This is a genomic window from Bacillus sp. NPDC094077 (assembly GCF_050279465.1).
In the GTDB taxonomy this organism is placed as follows: Bacteria; Bacillota; Bacilli; order Bacillales; family Bacillaceae_G; genus Bacillus_A.
Window position 1 is genome coordinate 1 of record NZ_JBNNUF010000025.1, and the last position, 1705, is coordinate 1705.

4 protein-coding genes are annotated in these 1705 nt (G+C 30.1%); all 4 read right to left on the reverse strand.

Annotation, left to right across the window (positions count from 1 at the left end):
• Positions 1–123, reverse strand: a 123-nt coding sequence (locus ACQKNR_RS27515; protein ID WP_427322328.1) for a class II lanthipeptide, LchA2/BrtA2 family, incomplete at its 3' end; no start/stop codon positions are given.
• Between the two features lie 25 nt (positions 124–148).
• Positions 149–316 carry a class II lanthipeptide, LchA2/BrtA2 family gene (locus tag ACQKNR_RS27520; RefSeq protein WP_427322330.1) on the reverse strand — a complete coding sequence of 56 codons (168 nt, stop codon included), beginning with the start codon at positions 314–316 and terminating at the stop codon, positions 149–151.
• A 181-nt stretch (positions 317–497) separates the two neighbouring features.
• Positions 498–1130 carry a hypothetical protein gene (locus tag ACQKNR_RS27525; RefSeq protein ID WP_427322298.1) on the reverse strand — a complete coding sequence of 211 codons (633 nt, stop codon included), beginning with the start codon at positions 1128–1130 and terminating at the stop codon, positions 498–500.
• A 347-nt stretch (positions 1131–1477) separates the two neighbouring features.
• The coding region (locus ACQKNR_RS27530) for a hypothetical protein (RefSeq protein WP_427322300.1) at positions 1478–1705 on the reverse strand (228 nt) is incomplete at its 5' end.

The following is a 1705-nucleotide window of genomic DNA, read 5'->3' on the forward strand; positions in this document are numbered from 1 at the left end:
TTCTGGATTTACATCTCCCGCCCCCGCTACTTTCTTTAATTCATTTTCATCGATTGAACCGATTAATTCTTTCGTATCGAACTCCTGATTACGTAGTTTAGCTAATTTTTCATTCTTTGACATATTGAACATCCTCTCGATTTTTAATTTATTCTGGACAACGAGTTATACATTTCACTTTATGGTGACGAAAATTAATACTTACTTCAAGATTAACTGCGATAGTTATAACCTCCGTTGGTATTGCCCCTGGGTTCACATCTCCCGCTATCTTTTTTAGTTCATTTGCATCGATTACACCAATTAGTTCTTGTATATCAAACTCTTAATTACGTAATTTAGCTAATTCTTTATTTCCTGACGATTATTTCAGAATGTTTCGAAAATAATTGTCGGATTACTCCTAATTTCATTAATAACGATTACTGCTGGGTTTAGATATTATAGAAAGTAGTTTATATAATATCTAAGCCAGCGGCACTATCCTTTTTATATCTTTAATATAAAGCTGTCTGTTTAATCCATTGTAAGACTATTAAAGGCATCATTATTTTCTTGAAATCAAATGATAGCTGAATTTGATCTTCTAACTCTCCATGTATGTGTAATTGCTTTTGTAAGGCTAACATACACTCTGTAGTTTGTTCCTGTAACCTTGGATACATAAATTCTTTTGAATGATGAATGCTTGTACTTTGGTTTATCATATATCCAATAGCTATAGGCCCTTTTTTTTCACCTATCCCTGCTTTAAACTCTTGAATATTGATGGCTTTTAAATGAATAAAATGATCATTATGAAAATCTATTGCATAAGCACCTGGGGTAGATATACCAGTTACAATATTCGGTTGGAATACAAATAAAATAGGTACCAAAGCCGTAAATGTTTGATTGTGAAATGCTTCATATAGAATTTGTGCTAAGGTATCGATATGAATAAATGGTTGAGCTAGACTAATCGATTCTCTTGGGGATGCTGATTTATTCAATAGTTGTTTGTAAACATGATATGGCAATACGTCTTGTTCATTCGAAAAGTTTTTTAAATGTTGATTATTTTCCCCACCAAGATCCAAATGATAATTTATATTGTTTATCATATCTATGGAATTTTTTATCTCTAGCATCAAATTAACTACCTCCTTGCTGTCTAACTTTCTGTACCTAAAATATACGTGTTAATTTATGTTAATAACAATTAGTAAAATTCAGTTAAAAATATTTAAAATTATTGTTGTTTTTTTCTATATTATTTTACATGTTTTGTAATTCCGGAAAGTTTCTATGGAATTTAAACTTGTACAAGTAAAAATGTGGATATCGTTGAACATAAAGTTAGCTGATTAATTTAGTTTCAGACAAAATTAATATAATAAAAAAAAACAGGTGGAACTTACTTTCCACCTGTTTTTTATCTATGGATTATTTAATAAGGGTATGTATTTGAAGGAAATCTTGAATATGGAGGGATTAATTAATCAGCACCTGGATGAATATCAGAGTAGAAAGTTGGGATGTCCTCTATGCTAGTTTGTGCAGCTACATTTTGTGTAGTATCTGTACTAGTGATATTTTCAGATAAGGAAATGCCGGATAACATAATAGCTGTAGTAAGAATGACATAAATTTTTTTGATTTTCATAATTCCAACCTCCGTTAGTAGTTGCTTTGTTAATTTAAATACTAATGGATGTCTTTTGTT

Coding starts and splice junctions, on each gene's coding strand:
- ACQKNR_RS27525 (WP_427322298.1), bottom strand. CDS start 1,130: ATGCTAGAGATAAAAAATTCCATAGATATGATAAACAATATAAATTAT.